General features: G+C 72.4%; 13 protein-coding genes. 11 read left to right on the forward strand and 2 right to left on the reverse strand.

The genetic code is table 11. The features are described 5' to 3' along the window. Nucleotide 1: 1 nt before the first annotated feature. Both ASD90_RS19575 and topA read right to left on the reverse strand, forming a co-directional pair. Complete coding sequence (locus ASD90_RS19575) at nt 2-523, reverse strand: GNAT family N-acetyltransferase (RefSeq protein WP_235506809.1); 522 nt, start codon at nt 521-523, stop codon at nt 2-4. A 120-nt stretch (nt 524-643) separates the two neighbouring features. Further along, complete coding sequence (gene topA, locus ASD90_RS19580; RefSeq protein ID WP_056760111.1) at nt 644-3,415, reverse strand: type I DNA topoisomerase; 2,772 nt, start codon at nt 3,413-3,415, stop codon at nt 644-646. Nucleotides 3,416-3,848: 433 nt separating this feature from the next. On the opposite strand from topA, the gene ASD90_RS19585 reads away from it, so the two are divergent. From ASD90_RS19585 to ASD90_RS19635, 11 genes are all read left to right on the forward strand, one after another. Further along, entirely contained in the window at nt 3,849-4,628 is a 780-nt protein-coding gene (locus ASD90_RS19585; RefSeq protein WP_056760112.1) for a class III extradiol ring-cleavage dioxygenase, read from the forward strand. A gap of 378 nt (nt 4,629-5,006) precedes the next feature. Then, nucleotides 5,007-6,266, forward strand: a complete 1,260-nt coding sequence (locus ASD90_RS19590) for a toxic anion resistance protein (RefSeq protein ID WP_056760311.1) — start codon at nt 5,007-5,009, stop codon at nt 6,264-6,266. 189 nt (nt 6,267-6,455) lie between these two features. Next, entirely contained in the window at nt 6,456-7,022 is a 567-nt protein-coding gene (locus tag ASD90_RS19595; RefSeq protein WP_056760313.1) for a hypothetical protein, read from the forward strand. Between the two features lie 16 nt (nt 7,023-7,038). Further along, entirely contained in the window at nt 7,039-8,751 is a 1,713-nt protein-coding gene (locus ASD90_RS19600; RefSeq protein ID WP_056760114.1) for an AAA family ATPase, read from the forward strand. Further along, entirely contained in the window at nt 8,748-10,082 is a 1,335-nt protein-coding gene (locus tag ASD90_RS19605; RefSeq protein WP_056760116.1) for a hypothetical protein, read from the forward strand. Before ASD90_RS19600 ends, ASD90_RS19605 begins: the two co-directional genes overlap by 4 nt. Beyond that, complete coding sequence (locus tag ASD90_RS19610; RefSeq protein WP_056760117.1) at nt 10,079-11,065, forward strand: glutamate ABC transporter substrate-binding protein; 987 nt, start codon at nt 10,079-10,081, stop codon at nt 11,063-11,065. Before ASD90_RS19605 ends, ASD90_RS19610 begins: the two co-directional genes overlap by 4 nt. Continuing rightward, nucleotides 11,062-12,300 (forward strand): hypothetical protein, encoded by a 1,239-nt coding sequence (locus ASD90_RS19615; RefSeq protein ID WP_235506810.1) that lies wholly within the window; start codon nt 11,062-11,064, stop codon nt 12,298-12,300. The genes ASD90_RS19610 and ASD90_RS19615 overlap by 4 nt, the downstream gene beginning before the upstream one ends. After that, nucleotides 12,297-14,732, forward strand: a complete 2,436-nt coding sequence (locus ASD90_RS19620; RefSeq protein WP_056760121.1) for a serine/threonine-protein kinase — start codon at nt 12,297-12,299, stop codon at nt 14,730-14,732. Before ASD90_RS19615 ends, ASD90_RS19620 begins: the two co-directional genes overlap by 4 nt. Beyond that, a complete protein-coding gene (locus ASD90_RS19625) occupies nt 14,729-16,033 on the forward strand; it encodes a protein phosphatase 2C domain-containing protein (RefSeq protein ID WP_056760122.1) in 1,305 nt (434 codons plus the stop codon). The genes ASD90_RS19620 and ASD90_RS19625 overlap by 4 nt, the downstream gene beginning before the upstream one ends. Next, on the forward strand, nt 16,026-17,324 hold the full coding sequence (locus ASD90_RS19630) for a VWA domain-containing protein (protein ID WP_056760124.1): 1,299 nt from the start codon (nt 16,026-16,028) through the stop codon (nt 17,322-17,324). Before ASD90_RS19625 ends, ASD90_RS19630 begins: the two co-directional genes overlap by 8 nt. Beyond that, nucleotides 17,321-18,208 (forward strand): FHA domain-containing protein, encoded by an 888-nt coding sequence (locus ASD90_RS19635; protein ID WP_056760126.1) that lies wholly within the window; start codon nt 17,321-17,323, stop codon nt 18,206-18,208. Before ASD90_RS19630 ends, ASD90_RS19635 begins: the two co-directional genes overlap by 4 nt. Nucleotides 18,209-18,235: the final 27 nt, after the last annotated feature.

Consider the following 18,235-nt stretch of genomic DNA (forward strand, 5'->3'; position numbering starts at 1 on the left):
CTCACCGCGCGCCGACGTTCCCGTCACCGCGGCCGTCGCCAGCATCCGCGCCACCACCCGCGCCACGACCCGCGCCACGACCCGCGCCACTGACCGGCGTCGTGTAGACGACGTAGCCCTCGAACGTCGCGACCTCGTCGTAGAGCCGGCGGGCGACGGCGTTCGACTCGTGGGTCTGCCAGTAGACGCAGCCGCAGCCCTGCCCGCGCGCCCAGTCGCGCACGGCTGCGATGAGGGCGCTCGCGACGCCCCGGCCGCGCACCGCCGGCTCGGTGAAGAGGTCCTCGAGGTAACAGAGGTCCGGCTCGCTCGAGCTGGGGTGCACGAGGAAGTGGGTGATCCCCACGAGCTCGCCGTCCAGCCATGCCCCGAGCCCGTGCAGCCTTGCGTCAGAGGCGATCTCGCGCCATGCCCTGTCGTATGCCGCCTGGCCGAGCTCGCGCTCGTAGAAGCTGATGTACGCACGGAAGAGCACCTCCCACCGGTCCCGGTCGGCAGCCTCGAGGCGTCGGGTCTCGATCACGTCCCGACGCTAGCGCGAGCGCAGCGTCCCCGGCAGGGCCACCACACGGCATACGCAATGAGCCACTCGAGTGATCGCCGAACCACCCTCGAGTGAGAGCTCACTCGAGCGGTGCGCGGGTCAGGCCTTCTTGGTGGCGGCCTTCTTCGTCGTGCGGGTCGTCGCCTTCTTCGCGGTCTTCCTCGCCGTCTTCTTCACGACGCGCTTGCGGGTGGTCGGGCCCTTGGCGCGCTTCTCGGCGAGCAGCTCGTAGCCGCGCTCCGGCGTGATCGCCTCGGGGTCGTCGTCCTTGCGCAGCGTCGCGTTGGTCTCGCCGTCGGTGACGTAGGGGCCGAAACGGCCGTCCTTGACGACGACGGGCTTGCCGCTGACGGGGTCGGCGCCGAGCTCCTTGAGCGGCGGTGCAGCAGCCGCGCGCCCGCGCTGCTTGGGCTGGGCGTAGATCGCGAGCGCCTCGTCGAGCGTGATGTCGAAGAGCTGCTGCTCGGTCGTGAGCGAGCGCGAGTCCGTGCCCTTCTTGAGGTACGGGCCGTAGCGGCCGTTCTGCGCGGTGATCTCGACGCCCTCGGCGTCGGTGCCGACGACGCGCGGCAGCGAGAGCAGCTTGAGCGCCGACTCGAGGTCGAGGGTCGCGAGCTCCATGTCCTTGAAGAGCGAGGCCGTGCGGGGCTTGACCTTGGCCGCCTTCTTGGCCTTGGGCTTGTCGGCCGCACCGGCGTCGTCGTCCTCGATGACCTCGGTGACGTAGGGCCCGTAGCGCCCGGCGCGGGCGATGATGTCGCGACCGGTCTCGGGGTCCTTGCCCAGCACCTTGCCGTCGTCGGCGGCGACCTCGAGCAGCTCGCGTGCCTTCTCGGGGGTCATCTCGTCGGGGGCGATGTCGTCGGTGATCGTCGCGCGGCGCGGCGTGGCCGGCACCTCGGCGCCGTCGGCGACCTCGCCCGTCTCGAGGTCGACGCCCGCGGGGACGAGCTCCTCGACGTACGGGCCGTAGCGGCCGACGCGCACGACCATGCCGTCGCCGATCGGGATCGTGGAGATCTCCTTGGCGTCGATCTCGCCGAGGTCCTCGACGAGGTTGCGCAGGCCGGCGGACGAGGTGGCCTCCTCGCCGAAGTAGAAGCGCTTGAGCCACGCGACACGGCCCTCGTCGCCGTTGGCGATGCGGTCGAGGTCCTCTTCCATCGAGGCGGTGAACTCGTAGTCGACGAGGTTGCCGAAGTGCTCCTCGAGCAGGCGCGTCACGGCGAAGGCGAGCCACGTCGGCACGAGGGCCTGGCCCTTGGTGAAGACGTAGCCGCGGTCCTGGATGGTGCCGATCGTCGCGGCATACGTCGAGGGTCGGCCGATGCCGCGCTCCTCCATCGCCTTGACGAGGGTGGCCTCGGTGAAGCGGGCGGGCGGGCTCGTCTCGTGGCCGTCGGCCTCGGCGCGCACGACCTCGAGCGGGACGCCGGCGCTGAGCTTGGGCAGGCGGCGCTCCTCGGCGGCGGCGTCGGCGCGGGCGGCGGCCTCGTCGTCGCGGCCCTCCTCGTACGCGGCGAGGAAGCCCTTGAACGTGATGACGGTGCCGCTGGCGCTGAACTCGACGGACTGCGCACCCTCGACGGCCGTGTCGACAGCGAGCTTGACGGTGGCGGTCGAGCCGCGGGCGTCGGCCATCTGCGAGGCGACGGTGCGCTTCCAGATCAGCTCGTAGAGCGCGAACTCCTCGCCGCGCAGCGACCCCGCGACCTGGGCCGGCGAGCGGAAACGGTCACCGGCGGGGCGGATGGCCTCGTGGGCCTCCTGGGCGTTCTTGACCTTCTTCTCGTAGCGGCGCGGGCTGTCCGGGACGTACTCGGCGCCGTACATGTCACGCGCCTGGCTGCGCGCGGCGGTCATGGCGGCGTCGGACAGCGTCGTGCTGTCGGTACGCATGTAGGTGATGTAGCCGTTCTCGTAGAGCCGCTGCGCCACGCGCATCGCGTTCTTGGACGACATGCGCAGCTTGCGCGAGGCCTCCTGCTGGAGGGTCGAGGTCGTGAACGGCGCCGACGGGCGGCGCGTGTAGGGCTTCTCCTGGACGTCGGTGACACGTGCAGCCAGGGGCAGGCAGGCCTGCGCGATGCGGGTCGCGAGCGCCTCGTCGAGGTGGACGACGCCCCTGCCGGTGAGGCGGCCGTCGTCGGCGAAGTCGCGGCCCGTGGCGACGCGGACGCCGTCGACGGACGAGAGCCGGGCCGTGAACTGCTGGCTCGCGCTGTCGGGCGTGAAGTCGCCCTCGACGTCCCAGTAGGAGGAGCGGACGAACGCCATGCGCTCGCGCTCTCGCTCGACGACCATGCGGGTCGCGACGGACTGGACGCGGCCGGCCGAGAGGCCCTGACGGACCTTGCGCCACAGCACCGGGCTGACCTCGTAGCCGTAGAGGCGGTCGAGGATGCGGCGGGTCTCCTGGGCGTCGACCATCGCGGTGTCGATCTCGCGGGTGTCGTTGACGGCGCGCTGGATCGCCTCGCGGGTGATCTCGTGGAACACCATGCGCTTGACGGGGACCCGCGGCTTGAGAGCCTCGAGCAGGTGCCACGCGATGGCCTCGCCCTCGCGGTCCTCATCGGTGGCGAGGTAGAGCTCGCTGGCGTCCTTGAGGAGGCGCTTGAGCTCGGCGACCTTCTTCTTCTTGTCCGGGTCGACGACGTAGTACGGCTCGAAGCCGTTGTCGACGTCGACGGCGAACTTGCCGAACGGGCCCTTCTTCATGTCGGCCGGTAGCTCGGAGGGGTTCGGCAGGTCACGGATGTGACCCACGGACGCCTCGACCTCGAAGTCGCCTCCGAGGTATCCGGCGATGGTCTTCGCCTTGGCGGGCGACTCGACGATGACGAGCTTGCGGCCCTTGCCTGCGGCCATGGTGCACCTTCAACTTCCCGCATCTCACGTGCAGCGGATTCGTCGCTGCCCCGACGTGGACGCGGACCGACCGTAACAGCCCGCGCCGGGTGTGGTCTCACGACATCCGCCGGAGAGGGCGTATGCCGTCCCCTGGCGACCCGCTCGTCCCGCGCCCACCGCGCCCCGCCCACCTCAAACGTCGAGAGGCCACGTGTGGCCGCGTCTGACACGTCGAGAGGCCACGTGTGGCCGCGTCTGACACGTCGAGGCCAAGCGCGGACGCCGCCCTTGTGGCCTCTCGAGGGTTGAGGGTGGGCTAGAGGTGGCCTCTCGACGGTTCAGCGGGGGTGCGGAGAAACGGGGCCACACGGCATACGTCCTCGGGGATGATGACGCGCGGAGCCACGTTCCCATGGTAGTTTAGAGTTCAACAACTTCGGAAGGAACCGCCATGTCCGCCCCCGTCCTCTATCTCAGCCACGGCGCCCCGCCGCTCGCCGACGACGAGCGCTGGACGGCCGAGCTGGCCGGGTGGTCCGCGGACCTGCCGAAGCCCAAGGACGTCCTCATGGTCTCGGCGCACTGGGAGGACGCCCCGACGACCCTCGGCTCGACGACCGGCGCCCCCCTCACCTACGACTTCTGGGGCTTCCCGCAGAAGTACTACGAGGTGACCTACGACGCGCCCGCGGCGCCCGCGCTCGCCGACGACGTGACGAAGCTGCTGACGTGGCCCGGCCACGAGGTGCACCGCGACGAGGCGCGCGGCCTCGACCACGGCGCCTACGTCCCGCTCAAGGAGATGTTCCCCGACGCCGACGTGCCGGTGCTCCAGATGTCGATGCCGACCCTCGACCCGCGCGGCCTCTTCGAGATCGGCCGGCGCCTCGCCCCGCTGCGCGAGCAGGGCACGATGATCGTCGGCTCCGGCTTCACGACCCACAACCTGCGCTGGTTCAACCCGCACGCCGGCGCCGACGGCCAGCCGCCGCGCGCCAGCGCCGAGTTCGACCACTGGGCCCAGGAGGCCATGAAGGCCAAGGACGTCGACGGCCTGCTCGACTTCCTCGACAAGGCCCCCGCGGCCCACGAGGCACACCCGCGCACCGAGCACTTCGCGCCGCTCTTCGTGACCCTCGGCGCCGCCTACGAGTCGGGCGGCCTCGACAACAAGAGCGTCATCGACGGCTTCTGGTTCGGCCTGAGCAAGCGCTCCTGGCAGTTCGACTGAGCGACCCGGGCCCGCGCCCGGGGCGACCCGTGCGCGGCCCCGGATCACCCCGGGAACCGGCGGGTAACCCCGTCCGTTCTTCCGGTGTGGGTGCCCCACACACGCGGCCGCGGCTCGTAACCTCCCCTGACTCCGAGCCGCGGCCGCTCCTCTCCACCGGGGCTCCACCGGGGCCTCGTCAGGGACTCCGGACGGGTCCGCGGGGCGACGGAACCCACGCGTTCGCCCACCCGTCGCAGGCGCACGGCACGTAGAGTGGCCGTACGCCCGACGAGCGCGCCGCAGGCGTGATTCGTGCGCCGTCCGTGGTGCCGACGGGCGAGGGACTTCGGTCGCGTCGCCGACGCGGCCGGCACGCGAGGGAAGGACCCGCTCCACATGACTGACCAGCCCGCCGCCCAGGCAGCCGCGCCCGCCCAGGTCGCCCCCCTCGAGCCGCCGCCCGGCGACGCGTTCATCCTCACGGCCCCCGCGCCGACGGCCGCCGTCGCCGAGACCGCCGCGCCGAAGATGGCACCGGCCGTCCCCGAGGCGGCCCTGCCCGGCCTCGACGCCAAGGTCGACACCTACCTCGACTCCCTCACGAAGGCCGCGGCCCGCTCGCCCGAGTGGGAGACCAAGGCCGCCGACGTGCGCAGCATGGGCAACGACGAGGTGCGGTTCGCCGCCGAGTCGTCCAACCGGATGCTCCAGATGCCCGTCAAGGCGCTCAACGAGGGCGGCCTGTCGGGCAACTCGAAGGTCGGCAAGACGCTGCTCGACCTGCGGCGCACGGTCGAGGACCTCGACCCGGGCCAGGCCGCGGGCGCCAAGAAGTTCCTCGGCATGATCCCGTTCGGCGACAAGGTCAACGACTACTTCCGCAAGTACCAGTCGGCGCAGAGCCACCTCAACGGCATCCTCCACTCGCTCCAGTCCGGCCAGGACGAGCTCGTCAAGGACAACGTCGCCCTCAACCTCGAGAAGAAGAACCTCTGGGAGTCGATGGGCCGGCTCAACCAGTACGTCTACGTCGCCGAGCGCCTCGACGCCAAGCTCGCCGCCCAGGTCGCGACCCTCGAGTCGACCGACCCCGAACGCGCCAAGGCGCTGCGCGAGGACGTCCTCTTCTACGTCCGCCAGAAGCACCAGGACCTGCTGACCCAGCTCGCCGTGTCGATCCAGAACTACCTCGCGATCGACATCATCATCAAGAACAACATCGAGCTCATCAAGGGCGTCGACCGCGCGACGACGACCACGGTCTCGGCCCTGCGCACCGCCGTCATCGTGGCCCAGGCGCTCAACAACCAGCAGCTCGTGCTCGACCAGATCACGGCCCTCAACACGACGACCTCGGGCATCATCGAGCGTACGTCGGAGGCCCTCAAGCAGAACTCCGCCCGCATCCAGGAGCAGTCGGCGAGCGCGACGCTGTCGATCGAGTCGCTGCAGAAGGCGTTCGCCAACATCTACGAGACGATGGACACCATCGACCAGTTCAAGGTGCGGGCGCTCGACAACATGGCCGCGACGATCGGCACGCTCGAGACCGAGGTGGCCAAGTCGCGCTCCTACCTCGACCGCGTGTCCAAGCAGGACGCCCGCCGCGCCGAGAACGCCGCGCCCGGACTGCTCGACCTCGGCTCGGGCCGGTGAGGGTGGCTGGGACCGGGAGCCGGTGACGGGCCCGCGACGCGGGTGAGGTGAGGCAGGGTCGCCGTGGCGCGACTCGTACAGCAGGATGTGCGTGGCCGGTCGACGGTCGGCGCGCGACACACCAGAGGGGACACAGCAGTGGGTATCCGGTCGTGGTTCGGGTTGGACAGGCCCGAGGCACCCGAGCCCGTGCGCTCGGGCCCACCCACCACGGAGCAGCTGCTCGGGGCGCTCGACGCCATCGAGACGCAGGCCCGCGAGGGCAAGGTGCCCGGCGTCGTGCTCTCCCGCCTGCTGCGCGTCACCCGCATCGTGCGCCAGACCCTGCCGCGCCTCGACAACCTCGGCCTCGGCAGCCGAGAGGGCTTCAGCGTCATGGCCACCGCCACCGACTACCTCCCGGTCGCCATCGGCAACTACCTGCGCCTCCCGCGCGACTGGGCCGACACGCGTCCCATCGCCGCGGGCAAGAGCTCGGTCATGCTCCTCGTCGACCAGCTCGACCTGCTCGGCACGACGATGGACAAGGTCTACGACGCCGTATGCCGTGCCGACGCCGAGGCGATCATCGTGCACGGGGCGTTCCTCGAGCAGAAGTTCGGCCAGGCCTCCGACGGTGGGGTGCTCGGGCTCGGTCCCGACCCGGTTCGCGTCGCCCCTCCGCCCGAGACCGGCTCGGCCCACACCCCGAGTCCTCCGGGTGCCGTCAGCACGTCACCGTCCGCCTCCCCCCGCCCACTGGCCCCGCCGGAGTGATGCATGAGAACCGAGCATGAACGCTGACGAGTCCCGCCTCGCCGAGAGCCTGGACCAGCTGAGCGACGTCGCCGCGGAGGCCGGTCTCGACCCGGCCGCGGCCCGCGACGAGGGGCTGCGCGTCGCCGCCGCCCTCGCCGAGGCCGTGCCCGGGGCGCCCCCCGCCTGGGCCGAGGTCGCACACCCGGGCCTGACCGACCTCGCCCGCATCAACGAGGCGTTCTTCGACGCCGCCTCGCGCGGGCGGCGCTGGCGCGGAGCCCCGACCGACCTGCTCGAGGCGCTCGTCGCCTCCCGTCACACGCTCGCCCCCGAGTACGCCGAGGCGCTGACCGAGGTCGCGTCGTCCGCCGTCATGCTCGGGACGGCGCCGATCTGGGTCATCGCCAACGCCTCGGCCGCGTCCGGTGCCTACCTCGCCGCCGCACGCCTGTCCTCCCAGCGGGTGCCCGCGTTCCCCGGCAGCGAGTCCGACGCAGAGCGCCGGCTCCTCGGCGGCACACCCGGGATGGGCCTCGGGTCCCCCGACACGATGCGTCCGAGCATTCCCGGCCCCATCGACCCACGGCTCCTCGATCTCCTGCAACCGGATCGCCTTGCGGCACAAGGCGGCCCGCCCGGAGGTCAGGACAGCGGTGCCACGGCGTCAGCCGCCCTTGCTGACCCACCGGCCGAGCCCAGGACGCCGGCCGAGCCCGAGAAGTCCGTCGAGGAGCTCCTCGCCGAGCTCGACGCGATGATCGGTCTCGAGCGCGTCAAGAAGGAGATCCACCGCCAGGTCGCGCTGCTCACCGTCGAGAAGATGCGCACCGAGGCCGGCCTCAAAGCACACAAGATGAGCCGGCATCTCATCTTCGTCGGCAACCCCGGCACCGGGAAGACCACCGTCGCGCGCCTCGTCGGCGGCATCTACAAGGCCCTCGGGCTGCTGCCCACCGGGCAGCTCGTCGAGGTCGACCGCAGCGAGCTCGTCGCCGGCTACGTCGGGCAGACAGCGATGAAGACGGCCGAGGTCTGCGCCAAGGCCACGGGCGGGGTGCTCTTCATCGACGAGGCCTACGCCCTGACCGGCGACCAGTACGCCTCGGAGGCCGTCAACACCCTCGTCAAGGAGATGGAGGACCACCGCGAGGACCTCGTCGTCATCGTGGCCGGCTATCCCGACCCCATGGTCGGCTTCATCGCCCAGAACCCCGGCCTGGCAAGCCGGTTCACGACGACGATCGAGTTCGACGACTACTCCGACGACGAGCTGCTCGCGATCCTCGACTCGATCGCCGCCGGCAGCGACTACGAGCTGACCGACGACGCCCGCACCCGCGTCCGGCACCAGCTCGAGGCCACGCCGCGCACACCTGCGTTCGGCAACGGCCGCTTCTCGCGCAACGTCTTCGAGCACGCCGTCGGTCGCCACGCGTGGCGCCTCAAGGACGCGACGGAGCCGACGCGCGACGACCTGCGTCTACTCACTGCAGACGACTTCACCGACCAGCCCGACACGCCGGCCGACGAACCAGCCCACGCGCCCGCCGACCCACCGGCCGACGGAACTGCGGCAGACGACGCGCCCGGCGCCCCCGAGCAGGACCCGGCGGCGGTCAGGGCAGACCCTGATGGTCCGGCGGACGCCGATGAGGCAGTCTCGGACGGGCAGACCGAGCAGGACGGGCAGACCGAGCAGCACGAGCAGCACGACACCAGCGCGACCGAGCACGAGGACACCGCATGAGCGCACCGACGACGAACATCCCCGTCGCCATCCCGGCGGGTGCGTCGTCCGGCGCGCCCGCGGGCCAGCGGCCGCGCACCATCGCCGGCAGCCTCTCCGGGGGTATCCCCGGCGCCCGCGGCCTCGCCGGCCGGCTCCTGCACGGCACTCCCGGGCGGATGCGCCTCTTCGGCCTCCTCGGCGTCGTTGCCGCCGTGCTGCTCGGAGCCGTCAGCGCCAACGCCCTCCTCGCCTCGGAGGCGGCCGTCGAGCGCGCCGCCAACAACAGCGCCCAGGTGGTCCGGGCCCAGTCGATCCACGTCGACCTCCTGCGCGCCGACGCCGTCGCCACCAACGCGTTCCTCGTCGGCGGCCTCGAGTCGCCCGAGTCACGCGCCAGCTACGAGGGCGCCATGGGCCGGGTCGCCGCCGGGATCGCCGAGGCCGCCGCCGCCCAGCCCGCCGACGGCAACGCCCTCGGGGTGCTCTCGCAGCGCGTGCAGACGTATGCCGCCCTCGTCGAGCAGGCCCGATCGAACAACCGGCTCGGCCTGCCCGTCGGCGCGCAGTACCTCACCCAGGCCAGCGCAGGCCTGCGCGCCGATGCCATCCCGATCGTGACGCAGGTCGTCAAGGCCAACGAGGAGCGCGCCAAGAAGGAGTTCGAGCGCAGCAACTCGAGCCTCCAGCTGCTCGTCGGCGTCGTGTCCCTCATCGGCCTCGTCGCGCTCGCCGTCTGGCTGGCCAAGCGCACACACCGCTACCTCAACCCGTCCCTGACGGGAGCCATCGCCCTGCTCCTCGTCGCGCTCTTCGTGACCGCGACGGTGATCACCGGCGTCGGCAGCGCGACGCGCGACGTCTCCAACGGCAGCTACCAGCGGGCCGTCGCCCTCGCGAACGTGACGACCGCAGCCAACGACGCCCGCGCCAACGAGAGCCTCACCCTGATCCGCCGGGGCTCGGGGGCCTCGAACGAACAGGCCTGGGTCGCCGACCGCAAGGCCGTCGACGCGACGCTGGCCACCCTCGACGACAGCGCCCTCCAGGACCAGTGGGCCGACTACGTCGACGCCCACGTCAAGGTGCGCTCCCTCGACAAGGGCGGTCACTGGGACGACGCGGTCACGCTGTCGACGAGCACGGAGGACGGCGGTGCCGCCAAGACCTTCAGCACCTTCGACGTCGCCGTGACGCAGGCCCGCGACAGCGCCGCCAAGGCCACCGTCACGACGTTGGAGACGCTCGGCCGTGCGGCGCCACTCATGGCCGTCGTCGTCGCCCTCGCGGCCCTCGTCGCGTCGTGGCTCATCGTCCGAGGAGTCGGCCAGCGGATCGAGGAGTACCGATGAGCACCATCACCCGGGCGCTGCGGCGTCGCCTCGTGGCCCTCGTCGCCGTCGCCGGCGTCGGGGTTCTCGCCGGCTGCTCCGGCGTCACCTACGCCGAGACCCAGCTGCCGGCGAGCGCCGCACCCAAGCCGACGAGCAGCACACCCGCCGCCCCGGCGCCGACGTGCAGCAACGCGACACAGTCCTACGACCCGCTGCCGAGCCTGCCGAGCCGTGGCGACATCACCGATGCGTCGATGCGCCGGATCATCGACAAGGGGTTCATCACGGTCGGCGTCTCGGCCGACACGTACCTCTTCGGGGCCCGCAACGCGTTCACCGGCGGCATCGAGGGCTTCGACATCGACATGGCCCGGGCCGTCGCCAAGGCGATCTTCGGCGACTCCTCGAAGGTCCAGCTGCGCGTCATCACGGCCGACGACCGCAAGCCCCTGCTCAAGAACCGCGAGATCGACATGGTCGCACGCAACATGTCGATGACGTGCGATCGCTGGAACGACATCGGCTTCTCGGCCGAGTACTACCGGTCCGGCCAGAAGGTCCTCGTCAGCAAGGCCCTGCCCGGCGCCAAGGACCTCACGCTCGCCGACCTGAAGGGCAAGCGGGTCTGCGCCCCCACCGGCACGACCTCGCTGGCCAAGCTGCAGCAGGTCAAGGGGCCGGTCGTCGTGACGGCCGGCACCCACACCGGATGCCTCGTGCTGCTCCAGCAGGGCAAGGCAGACGCCATCACCGGTGACGACACCGTGCTCGCCGGCCTCGCCGCGCAGGACCCCAACACCGTCGTCACGAGCGCCAAGGCGATCACCGTCGAGCCCTACGGCCTGGGCGTCAACAAGGCCGACGTCTACCTCGCGCGCTACCTCAACCGGGTCATCGCCGACCTCGAGGCAGACGGCGGGTGGAAGGCGATCTACAACCATTGGCTGGCGGCACCGCTCGGGCCCGCGCCCGCACCCCCGACCCCGGTCTACGGACGATGAGCGCGGTGCCGCAGAGCCATCCCGACCCGGGCACCGTCGCCCCGACGGCGCCCGGGCGGCTCGGCGTGCCCGTCCAGGCCGGCGAGGCCCAGACGTACCTGAACGCGTTGCGCGAGTGGGTCGCCCAGCGCCGTGCCGACCTCGGCGAGGTCGACCGCGCCGTCCTCAAGCTCTCGCAGGCCGAGCAGGTCGCGATCACCACCGACCTCACCGTGGCGCTGACCTTCTGGAAGGCCGTCAGCGACCGGCTCACGCTCCTCGAGACGACCTTCGACGGTGGCCGGGTCGGGCCGGTCGAGGCCGAACGGCTCTCGACGCTCATCCACGGGCGGCTCGACTCCAACACGACCGAGCACCTGGCACTGCCGTCCAGCGGCTCGCTCGCGGTGAGCCTCCCCGAGGCGTGCCGACTGCTCGACTCGCTGACCCGCACCCTCCAGGCGCGCGCCTCCCTCGCGCCGGGCGCGGCAGAGGCGACCCAGCGGATCACGTTGGTGCGCGCGGGGATCGAGCGCACTCGCGACCAGGTCCCCCTCGTCCCCGCCGGTGCGGAGCGCGACGACGCCACCGAGAAGCTCGTGCGGCTCGACCGGCGCATGGGCGACCTCGTCGAGCGCGCCCGACGCGGCGCCGACGTCGGCGGCATCATCGGTCCGCTCGAGATCGACGTCGCGGTGCTCGAGCGCGACCTCATCGTCGCCGCCGCAGAGCGCGCCTCGGCCGCTCGCAGCCGGGTGCGCACGCAGCAGCAGGTCGAGGAGCTCGACGCGCGTGCCGCCGCCATCCGGGCCCTCGAGCGCGCCTGCCTCGAGGCGATCACGCCCGCACCGCACCTCGCGATCCCCAACGTCCGCGCGCTGGGACCCGTGCCGCAGGCGGCGGCCGAGCTCACGGCATACCGCGGCAAGCTCGAGCGGGTCTCGCGGGCCCTCGACCTCGCCCACGAGACGTATGCCGCCGGGCTGGCCGAGCGCGACGAGGTCGTCGGGCTCGTGGGTGCCGTCGGCGCCATGGCCGCGTCGGCGACGCTGACGCCCGAGGCGGAGGCCGACGTGGCCGAGCTGCGTCGCCGTCTCGACGAGACGCTCGCCTCGCGTCCCCTGCCGATCGGCCGCGCCCGCGCGCTCGCGGCCGCCTTCTCCGCCTACGTCGACACGGCGACCCGCCCGCAGCCTCGCTCCGGCCGCCTCGCCCCCCGTCCGTCCGCACCCCGACCCCAGAGGCCTCGCCCATGAACTGCACGCAGCCGGGCTGCACCGGAACGATCGTCGACGGCTACTGCGACGTGTGCGGCATGGCCGCCGGGTCGAGCCCGGTCCCCGTCACGAGCGCCTCCGTCGGCGCGGCGTCCACGCCCGTCGCGGCCCCGGCCCGAGCCGCGGCGCCGGCCGTCGGTCCGTCGATCCCCGAGGGGGGCGCGTGCCAGCAGCCCGGCTGCAGCGGGACGATCGACGCGGGCTACTGCAACGTGTGCGGCACCCCGGCCGACCAGCTCGGCGTCGCCGGGTACGCCGCGCCCTCCGACCCACCCGCCACAGCCGGTGCCACCGCCGCGACCGCGGCCACCGGGGGCGTCGGCCCCGAGATCTCCACGCGGTCGGCCGCCTCGAGCAACCTCGCATCGGCAGCCCTGGGCTCCAAGCGGGCCCGCGAGTCCGGGTCGATCGCGACACGACGCACCGGGGGCTCGCAGCGACTGCGCTCGGCCCGCCTCGGTGGCGGCATCACCTCGGTGCGGCCGGCTCCAGAGATCGACGCCGAGAAGGCCCTGCTCACCAACCCGTCGGTGCCCGAGAACAAGCGCTTCTGCCCGAAGTGCGGCGAGCCCGTCGGCCGCGGTCGAGACGGCAAGCCGGGCCGCACCACCGGCTTCTGCGCCAACTGCCGCCACCCCTTCTCCTTCGACCCCAAGCTCAAGGCGGGCGACCTCGTCGCCGGGCAGTACGAGGTCGCCGGCTGCCTCGCCCACGGTGGCCTCGGCTGGATCTACCTCGCGCGCGACAAGAACGTGTCCGACCGGTGGGTCGTGCTCAAGGGCCTGCTCAACTCCGCCGACCCCGACGCCCTCGCGGCGGCGATCGCCGAGCAGCGCTTCCTCGCGCAGGTGTCGCACCCGAGCATCGTCGAGATCTACAACTTCGTGACGCACGACGACGCCGGCTACATCGTCATGGAGTACGTCGGCGGCACGTCGCTCAAGTCGATCCTCAAGCAGCGCCTCCAGGCCGCCGGGAGGTACGATCCGCTGCCCGTCGACCAGGCCCTCGCCTACATCCTCGAGATCCTGCCGTCGTTCCAGTACCTCCACGACCTCGGGCTCGTCTACTGCGACTTCAAGCCCGACAACATCATCCAGGTCGGCGACGAGGTCAAGCTCATCGACCTCGGCGGCGTGCGCCGCGCAGACGACGACGACTCGGCGATCTTCGGCACCGTGGGCTACCAGGCCCCGGAGGTCGCCGAGCTCGGCGTCTCCGCGGCCTCCGACATCTACACGATCGGCCGCACGCTCGTCGTCCTGACGATGGAGTTCCGCGGCTACCAGACGACCTACCTCAACACGCTGCCCGCGCAGGACACCGTCCCGGTCTTCCAGCGCTACGACTCCTTCTACCGGCTCGTCGCCAAGGCGTGTGCGCCCAACCGCGACGACCGCTTCGTCTCGGCCGACGAGCTGCGCTCGCAGATGGTCGGCGTGCTGCGTGAGGTCGTCGCCCTCGACCGGGGGTCGGGCGCTGCGGCGACGACGGTCAGCTCACTCCTCTTCGACGTGCCGACCCCGGGCGTCGAGCCCGACGACTGGCGCAACCTGCCGGCGCTGCGACGCGACCCGCACGACCCCCAGACGGGCTGGCTGACCACGGTGTCCGGCTCGCCGGAGGAACGCCTCGCGACGCTCAAGCGCGCGGCCGTGCGCACGACGGAGGTGCTCCTCGAGCAGGCACGCACCGCACTCGACGCCGGCAGGCCCGACGTCGCCGAGACCACCGCGGGCGAGCTGCTGAGCGCCGACCCGTGGGAGTGGCGGGCCGTCTGGATCCAGGGTCTCGCGGCACTCGAGCGCGGCGACTCACGCGCCGCCCAGGCCGCCTTCAACGCCGTCTACGGTCAGGTGCCCGGCGAGCTGGCGCCCAAGCTGGCGCTCGCCCAGGCCTCGGAGCAGGCCGGTGACGCGGCCGTCGCGGAGAACCTCTACGTGGCCTGCGCGCGGACCGACGCGACCTACGTCCCGATGGCCGCGTTCGGTCTCGCCCGCATCCGGGCCGCACGGTCCGACGTCGACGGTGCCGTGGCGGCATACCGCCTCGTCCCGGTCCAGTCGAGCGCCTACCGCACTGCACGCGCGGGTCTCGCCGAGCTGCTCGCCAAGGCCAACCGGGGACTGCCCGACCTCGCCGAGGCCCTGCGCACCCTCGACGACACGTCGCTGTCGGCGCGGCGCCGTGCCGAGCTCACGACGCTGATCTACCGTGAGGCGCTCGTGACGGTGGAGAAGACCGGCAACAAGGCCGACGTCCGCCTCGGCGAGCACAAGGGCACCCCCAACGGCCTGCGTCTCGGGCTCGAGGAGGCCCTGCGCGAGCTGGCCAAGCGCACCCCCGACCTGTCCGAGCGCGTTCCCCTCGTGGACGAGGCCAACGCCATCCGACCCTGGAGCCTCTGGTGACCGACATCCCGACCGCGGGAGCGCCACAACCCGCTCCCGTGCCTGCGCCCGGGTCCCTGCCGAGCGTCACGACCGCGCCCGCGCCACCCGCCTCGCGGGACTGCCCCGCCTGCGGCACGGCCAACCCGGCCGACTCGACCTTCTGCGAGGCGTGCGGCGCCGACCTCGTGGTCGCGGCCCGCGCCTCCGACGGGGCACAGCCGCCGGCCGACGTCTCGGACGGCACGGTGCTCGCCTCGGCGACGCCGCAGACCGCGCCCGCCGGTGAGGAGTCCCCCCTCGACGTCGGCTGGACCGGGGCCGTGCCCTCCTCGGCCACCGCCCCCGCGACCGACGACCTCACCTGCCACGCCTGCGGCCAGGGCCGTATCGTCGACGGCTACTGCGACCACTGCGGCACCCCGCCGCCCAACCCCCGCGACCACCTCGTCGACTCGCCGACGGCCTGGGTCGGGGGCGTCTGCGACATCGGCAGGCGCCACGCCCGCAACGAGGACGCCATGTCGCTCAGCGCCACCGACCCACCGGGGTCGCGGGCCGTCCTCGTCGTCTGCGACGGCGTCTCGATGGCCACCGACTCGCACATCGCCTCGCTCGCCGCCGCGAAAGCTGCCCGGGCCGTGCTCGACCAGCCGTTCCCCAAGGGCGTCGGCACCCCGGACTCGTGGGCGTCCGGTGCCGCGCGGGCGCTGACGAGCGCCGTCACCCGCGCCAACGAGGCCGTCGCCGCCTCGGTCGTCGAGGACGTCCCCAACCCCCCGTCGTGCACCTTCGCGGCCGCGGTCGTCGAGGACGACGTCGTCGTGGCCGGCAACGTCGGCGACAGCCGGGTCTACTGGCTGCCGGACGCCGCCGACGAGCCGGCGCGTCAGCTCGGCCGCGACGACTCCTTCGCGCAGGAGCAGATGACCGCGGGTGTACCTAGGCTCGAGGCCGAAACCGGACCGCACGCGCACTCGATCACGCGCTGGCTCGGCAAGGACGCACCCGAGGACCTCACGCCGCACCTGACGACGCTGACGCCGACACCGGGTTGGCTCATGGTCTGCTCCGACGGGCTGTGGAACTACTGCTCCGAGGCCGAGTCGCTGCGCACCCTGCTGCACGACGCGGCGGCACGGCTCGACGACGCCACGCCCACCACCCTGGCGCAGGCGCTCGTCGACTTCGCCAACGAGCAGGGTGGACGCGACAACATCACGGTTGCCCTCGCCAGACTGGCTGGGCGAGGATCGAGCACGACGACGACCGAGGCGACCGCAGCGGCGGCGCCGGTGGAAGGGGACCCGACCGATGGCTGACTTCACGGCAGAGGTGTTCCAGAACGAGTTCCTGCCCGACGGGGGCACCGACGTGCACGCGATCGTGCGTGTGACCTCGACGGGCGCGTCCACGGGCACGTCGTCCGCGGCCTCGGCGGGGCTGGCCGATCCCGGTTCGGCCGCAGAGGTCATCCTCATCGACACGTCCGGCTCGATGGGTCGGCGCGGGGTCGCGGCGGCCGGCGAGGCCGCCAAGGCCGCGCTCGCCGAGATCGTCGACGGCACGCTCTTCTCCATCGTGTCGGGCAACGGCACGGCCCAGATCGTCTACCCGTACAGCCACCAGGGCGCCCTCGTCCCGATGTCGGCGCACACCCGCGGCGAGGCCAGCCGCGCCATCGACGGCCTCCGCGCCAACGGCGGCACGGCGATGGGCACCTGGCTCTCCCTCGCCCGCCAGATCTTCGAGACCGTGCCGCACGTGACGAAGCGCCACGCGATCCTGCTCACCGACGGCGTCAACGAGGGCGAGACGTCCCAGTCGCTGCAGGCCGCGGTCCAGAGCTGCGTCGGTGCCTTCCAGTGCGACTGCCGCGGCGTCGGCGACCAGTGGCGCGTCGACGAGGTGCGCGGCATCGCCTCGGCGCTGCTCGGCACCGTCGACCTCATCCCGGCGCCGGAGGAGATGGCCGCCGAGTTCGAGGCGATGATGCGCACGTCGATGTCACGCGGCGTCGCCAACTCGGAGCTGCGCGTGTGGGTGCCGCAGGGCGCGGAGCTGCTCTTCGTCAAGCAGGTGTCACCGACGCTCGAGGACCTCACGTCACGTCGCACCGTCGTCAACCCGCTCACCGGCGCCTACCCGACCGGCGCGTGGTCCGACGAGAGCCGCGACTACCACGTGGCCGTCCGCCTCCCCGCCCGCACGCTGGGCCAGGAGCAGCTGGCGGCCCGCGTGCAGTTCTCGCTCGGTGGTGACCCCGTCGCGCAGGCGCTCGTCAAGGCCAAGTGGAGCAACGACGACTCGCTGACGACGCGCATCGACCCCGCGGTCGCCGCCTACACCGGGCAGGCCGAGCTCGCCACCGTCATCCAGGAGGGCCTCGCGGCCAAGGCCGCCGGCCAGGACGACGTCGCGACGTCGAAGCTCGGCCGGGCCGTCCAGCTCGCCGACCAGACGGGCAACGACGAGATGACCTCCCGCCTCAAGAAGGTCGTCGAGATCGACGACGCCGACACCGGGACCGTCCGCCTCAAGAAGGGGGCCTCGAAGATCGACGAGATGTCGCTCGACACGGCCTCGACGAAGACGAGCAGGGTGCGCCGGTGAGCGCTGTCTGCCCCAACGGGCACACGTCCGAGGCCGAGGACTACTGCGACACGTGCGGCTCGCCCATCGACGCGAGCGCCCAGCCGGCCTCGGGTGGCGGCGTCGCGGCGAGCGCGGGCGACCCCGCCTCCGCCCCTGCAGCCGGTGCTCCGACGTCAGGCTCCTCCCTCGACCTCGACTCGCCGGCCGCGGCCGCCACGGCTCCTGAGACGGCGGACCCGGTCGCTCCGGCCGCCCTCGTGTGCCCCCACTGCCAGACCGAGAACCCCGACGGCGCGCTCTTCTGCGAGGCCTGCGGCTACGACTTCACGACCGGCGCGATGCCACGCGACCCGGCGGCCGGACCCGGCGACCTCGCCGACACGGAGCCCGAGGGCGAAGCCGTCGGTCACGCGTCAGCCGGCCCCGCGGGTGCCGCGGGTGCCGCAGCCGCTGCGTCCGACGGTTCGACCGGCGAGTCCACCACGTCCTTCGAGTGGCTGGCCGAGGTCTGGGTCGACCCGGACTGGTACCAGACCCAGGAGGCCGAGGACCCCTGCCCGTCACCGGGGCTGCCGACGATCATGCCGCTGCGCCACCGCAGCGTCCTGCTCGGCCGCGTGTCGACGAGCAAGAACACCCACCCCGAGATCGACCTCTCGTCCGACCCCGGAGTCAGCCGCCGCCATGCGCAGCTGACCACCGACGGGAGCCGCTGGTTCGTCGAGGACCTCGGCAGCTCCAACGGCACCTTCGTCGGGCCCGCGTCGGGGCCGCTCCCCCAGCGCGCGATCGCCGTCGGCCCCAAGACCGAGCTGGGCGACGACGACCGCCTCTACGTCGGCGCCTGGACGCGTGTCGTCGTGCGTCGAGCCACCCCCGACGAGGTCGAGGCCTACGCCTGACGGGACTGGGCCACCGTCCGTGGGACC

The organism is Terrabacter sp. Root181 (assembly GCF_001428505.1).
GTDB lineage: Bacteria > Actinomycetota > Actinomycetes > Actinomycetales > Dermatophilaceae > Terrabacter.

Bases quoted from the DNA above. Each gene is read 5' to 3' on its own strand.
- topA (WP_056760111.1), bottom strand. From the start codon at position 3,415: ATGGCCGCAGGCAAGGGCCGCAAGCTCGTCATCGTCGAGTCGCCCGCC.
- ASD90_RS19585 (WP_056760112.1), top strand. From the start codon at position 3,849: ATGTCCGCCCCCGTCCTCTATCTCAGCCACGGCGCCCCGCCGCTCGCC.
- ASD90_RS19590 (WP_056760311.1), top strand. From the start codon at position 5,007: ATGACTGACCAGCCCGCCGCCCAGGCAGCCGCGCCCGCCCAGGTCGCC.
- ASD90_RS19600 (WP_056760114.1), top strand. From the start codon at position 7,039: ATGAACGCTGACGAGTCCCGCCTCGCCGAGAGCCTGGACCAGCTGAGC.
- ASD90_RS19605 (WP_056760116.1), top strand. From the start codon at position 8,748: ATGAGCGCACCGACGACGAACATCCCCGTCGCCATCCCGGCGGGTGCG.
- ASD90_RS19610 (WP_056760117.1), top strand. From the start codon at position 10,079: ATGAGCACCATCACCCGGGCGCTGCGGCGTCGCCTCGTGGCCCTCGTC.
- ASD90_RS19615 (WP_235506810.1), top strand. From the start codon at position 11,062: ATGAGCGCGGTGCCGCAGAGCCATCCCGACCCGGGCACCGTCGCCCCG.
- ASD90_RS19620 (WP_056760121.1), top strand. From the start codon at position 12,297: ATGAACTGCACGCAGCCGGGCTGCACCGGAACGATCGTCGACGGCTAC.
- ASD90_RS19630 (WP_056760124.1), top strand. From the start codon at position 16,026: ATGGCTGACTTCACGGCAGAGGTGTTCCAGAACGAGTTCCTGCCCGAC.